Source organism: Snodgrassella sp. CS2, from assembly GCF_050310315.1.
In the GTDB taxonomy this organism is placed as follows: domain Bacteria; phylum Pseudomonadota; class Gammaproteobacteria; order Burkholderiales; family Neisseriaceae; genus Snodgrassella; species Snodgrassella alvi_E.
This window is the reverse complement of sequence record NZ_JBNPBA010000020.1, coordinates 1-4,306: the sequence shown is the minus strand read 5'-3', so window position 1 is coordinate 4,306 and position 4,306 is coordinate 1. Positions and strand designations below refer to the sequence as shown.

The following is a 4,306-nucleotide window of genomic DNA, read 5'->3' as shown; positions in this document are numbered from 1 at the left end:
GCTTTATTTTGGTATGAAGCAAGTGAATTAACACTAAAAAAACCATACAAAGAAAACTATAACGGACTTAAATATATTGGGATATTTAATATTTAATATTGATATACAAATTATTGGTAATAATTAAGACTATATATAGAAGCCTAAGCTATTTTGCTTAGACTTTCGATTAAAAAATATTTATTATCTGTTTGAATTTATATATAACTATAGTTATTAACCCTCCTCTACTTCAGGCGAAGGACGCTACCAGTACGACAAGCTCGACCGGCTGGTGAGTAAAAAACATACCCAGCAAGGACAGACCGATTACCACTATGACGTCACCGGCCGCATCGAAAGCTGCCGCAACCAAGCCTACTGGGAAACCCTGCAATACGATGCCGCTGCCAACCTGCTGGATAAAAGACGCAACGAAGACAGCAGTACCGACAACCAAAACCTGGTCCGCTTCAACCAGTTACTTAACTTCCGCGGCCTTCAATACACCTACGACGCACACGGCCGTACCCACAGCAAACAGACCGCCAGCGGTACCCAGTATTACCACTACGATGCCGAACACCGCCTGACCGAAGTGCGTATCGAAAAATTAAACCGTACCGAACGTTACGGCTATGTCTACGATGCCTTAGGCCGACGTATCGAAAAGCACCAGATAGACCGGGCGGGCAAAGCCTGCAACCGTACCCACTTCCTGTGGGACGGACTAAGAATAATTCAGGAAACCCGTACTGACAGAAGCAAAAGCGTCTATATCTACACTGATGAAAGCGGCTATGAACCCTTAGCCAGAGTGGAGACCACCACCGGTACGGAACAAAAAGTGCTGTACTACCACACCGATGTCAACGGTGCCCCGGAAGAACTCACTGATGAAGCCGGTCACATTGTATGGGCATGTAGCTATCAGCTGTGGGGCAAGCCGATACAGGAAATCGAACACAGCCAGATACAACAGAACCTTAGGTATCAGGGGCAGTATTTAGACAGAGAAACGGGCTTACATTACAATACTTTCAGGTACTATGACCCGGATATAGGCAGATTCACACAGCCGGACCCGATTGGGTTGCTGGGTGGGTTTAATTTGTATCAGTATGCGCCTAATGGGTTGACTTGGATTGATCCGTGGGGGTTGGTAAAACTAATATATGAAGACGCTCCTTATCACGGAAAAAAAGATAATTTAATAAAAAGTCGCGCTCCAACAAATGGAAAAATTGCACTGGATAACTCAATACAAGTAAAAGTAACATCTTTTCGTCGAGTAGGAGTTGATGTGATAAATAAGGAATTTGTAGTGTTGGATAGGACAATAGTATTATCCAATGGAAATGAAATATTTCATGGTCACGTTAGAGAGTGGAGTTCATTACATCCTGATCAACAAAAGGCTTTAAATAAATCAGGAATGGCAGATAAAAAAGGAAATATTAAAAATGGATGTTAATTCACTAGATTACTCAAAAGAAAATATTGAAAAAATTTTAAAATCTAAAAATGTTAAAAAAATAACAGAAACTTTATTATATCTAACATTCAATATAGATGATTTTGATTGGGTGCAAAACACTATGTTGAGGATGATATCCAAGCCTGATGAAAATATAAGTAGACTGGCAATTACTTGTTTAGGGCATTTAGCTAGAATTTATTCAAAAATTGATAGAGAAAAGGTTATACCATGCCTTAAGCTTAAAGCGAAAGATAAACGTTTTGTCGGACAAGTAGAAGATACTTTAAATGACATTAATATGTTTGCCAAATAAAATTAATTTTATAAATAAACTATATTATTCTGCGAATGCATCCAGCGTATCGAAAAACACCAGATAGACCGAGCGGGCAAAGCCTGCAACCGTACCCACTTCCTGTGGGTCGGGCTGAGAATGATTCAGGAAACCCGTACCGACAGAAGCAAAAGCGTCTATATCTACACGGATGAAAGCGGCTATGAACCTTTAGCCAGAGTAGAGACCACTACCGGTACGGAACAGAAAGTGCTGTACTACCACACCGATGTCAATGGTGCCCCGGAAGAACTGACTGATGAAGACGGTCACATTGTATGGGCATGCAGCTATCAGCTGTGGGGCAAACCGATACAGGAAATCGAACACAGCCAGATACAACAGAACCTGAGGTATCAGGGACAGTATTTAGACAGAGAAACGGGCTTACATTACAATACTTTCAGGTACTATGACCCGGATATAGGCAGATTCACGCAGCCGGACCCGATTGGGTTGCTGGGTGGATTTAATTTGTTCAGTATGCGCCAATGGGTTGGCTTAGATTGATCCGTGGGGGTGGAAAGCCGAGGATGGATACTATCATGGGCCAAAACCAAAATATGAAAATCCAGGCCATCATGACCCTTCATCTGGTAATTTTAGAGGAGGTGGAACAAAAACATCAGTTTTACCAAGTAATGCAGAAAAACTATATGAACATGCAATACCAGACAAAGAAGGTAAACATTGGTATGCAATTGATAAAAATGAAGTTATTCATCGTTATGGTAATAGCAATAATGGGAGGGTTCATTGGAATGGAGATACATCACAAAATAGAGGTATTTTAGTACCTAAAGAAGTTAAAAATAGATTTAATCAAATGAAAAAAGATGGATTTTTCAAAAATAAACACAATAAAGGATGTTGATGGACTTTTTTTTTAAAATTAAAACTTTTCTTTCAAATGACCAAGAATATTTGTTTTGTAATTGTTGTTTTTTATGCAATAACTATGTTATTGGGGATTTTGATCAAACAGTATTAGCTGAGTCATTAAAATTATCATTTGATGATTTAATGATGAGATTATCCAATAGTAAATTAATTAAAGTTAAATATGATGAAATTGATAGAGTATTCGATTTTCTTTTCGAAGACATAAATAACTCATGCTTACCCACTTTTATTGAATCATTTGATGGAGATTTTGGTATTTTTTGCTCCATAGATGAAGTAGAGTATTTGGTGGTAAAAAAATGGGGTAGTTCTAAATTAATTAGAATAAAAGTAAACAAAAAAGATTATATTAAAATTATTCAAAATGCTATTGATAAATTGAACAAAGAGATAATAAAAAATTAGTTTGAGAATAAAAAGTATATTTTTAAACTTTAAGGCAGACTTGGCTTTTACAAAAGATTTTACATACTAAGATATAAAAGAACCTAAGGTATCATGGGCAGTATTTAGACAGAGAAACGGGCTTACATTACAATACTTTTAGGTACTATAACCCAGATATAGGTAGATTCACGCAGCCAGACACGATTGAATTGTTGGGTGGGTTTAATTTGTATCAGTATGCGCCTAATGGCTTGACTTGGATTGATCCTTGGGGGTTGAGTTCAGAACTGCCAAATGAAGCTATTGTTTGCCGAGGAGGGGCATGTCTTGCCGATTCGTTTAAAAATGGAAGCGGTGTTTCAATCGATGATAATGGCAAATTAACTGGAGTTTCGGTAAATAGCTCAAAAAATAAGTCATTAGCACAATTAACAGAAGGAATTCCACATAATAAAGTCGGTGTTACAACAGTTGGATCTGTTCGAGCGGCAGGTGGTGATGTTATTGCATCGCCAACTAAAAATAATCCTAATCATGCAACTTTATCAGGCATATTGGCAGAGCAAGCAGAAGCTTTAATGACACCTACTCAAAAAAACCCATCAGCTAAACAAAAACTCAAATCCAAAGGAAATTGTTAATGCAAAAAAAAACTGAAATATCAGATTTTGAATTGAATCAAATAAAACAACGTTGTGATAAAGCAACAAGTGGACCTTGGGTATCATATATTGAAGGTAGGGATCATACTAGTGGCTCTAATTTTATTATGACAGGTAATAAAAATAACCGTGGAGAAGATATTGAACTTATTGGTGGAACAATATATGACCAAGACTTTATTGCGCACGCTCGACAAGATATTCCTAATTTAATTAATGAAATCAAAAGATTGAAAAAATTAATTAAAAATGAATAAGTATAATTTAATCTATTTTCTAATATGATTAAATAAATGACTATATTAATATATTGTTTTGGGTTTGTGGTTGAATGAATCATTTTCAGACGATTTTTTTTGGAAACTTTAAAGAAAAAATAATGTAATAAATTCCAAATAAATTACCTACTCTTGAGTGAATAGCATAAATTTTGACGTATATGTAACACCTCGAATGAGACCGCCAGCGGTACCCAGTATTACCACTACGATGCCTTAGGCCGACGTATCGAAAAACACCAGATAGACCGGGCGGGCAAAGCCTGCAACCGTACCCACTTCC

At 37.2% G+C, this 4,306-nt stretch carries 6 protein-coding genes and 1 pseudogene; all 7 read left to right on the top strand.

Translation table 11 applies throughout. From position 1 onward, the window contains the following. Positions 1-274: 274 nt before the first annotated feature. Positions 275-1,453, top strand: coding sequence for an RHS repeat-associated core domain-containing protein (locus ACQP6D_RS10980; protein WP_427858231.1), 1,179 nt, complete (start codon positions 275-277; stop codon positions 1,451-1,453). Beyond that, positions 1,443-1,772 carry a hypothetical protein gene (locus ACQP6D_RS10975; protein WP_427858230.1) on the top strand — a complete coding sequence of 110 codons (330 nt, stop codon included), beginning with the start codon at positions 1,443-1,445 and terminating at the stop codon, positions 1,770-1,772. Before ACQP6D_RS10980 ends, ACQP6D_RS10975 begins: the two co-directional genes overlap by 11 nt. Positions 1,773-1,892: 120 nt before the next feature. Continuing rightward, a complete protein-coding gene (locus ACQP6D_RS10970) occupies positions 1,893-2,303 on the top strand; it encodes an RHS repeat-associated core domain-containing protein (RefSeq protein ID WP_427858229.1) in 411 nt (136 codons plus the stop codon). A 35-nt stretch (positions 2,304-2,338) separates the two neighbouring features. Then, positions 2,339-2,587, top strand: coding sequence for a hypothetical protein (locus tag ACQP6D_RS10965; RefSeq protein ID WP_427858228.1), 249 nt, complete (start codon positions 2,339-2,341; stop codon positions 2,585-2,587). Between the two features lie 79 nt (positions 2,588-2,666). Next, positions 2,667-3,101, top strand: coding sequence for a hypothetical protein (locus ACQP6D_RS10960; protein ID WP_427858226.1), 435 nt, complete (start codon positions 2,667-2,669; stop codon positions 3,099-3,101). A gap of 92 nt (positions 3,102-3,193) precedes the next feature. Beyond that, positions 3,194-3,724: pseudogene (locus tag ACQP6D_RS10955) on the top strand (RHS repeat-associated core domain-containing protein); the annotation flags it as partial. Further along, positions 3,724-4,002, top strand: a complete 279-nt coding sequence (locus ACQP6D_RS10950; protein WP_427858225.1) for a hypothetical protein — start codon at positions 3,724-3,726, stop codon at positions 4,000-4,002. The pseudogene ACQP6D_RS10955 and the gene ACQP6D_RS10950, both read left to right, overlap by 1 nt. Positions 4,003-4,306 lie beyond the last annotated feature (304 nt).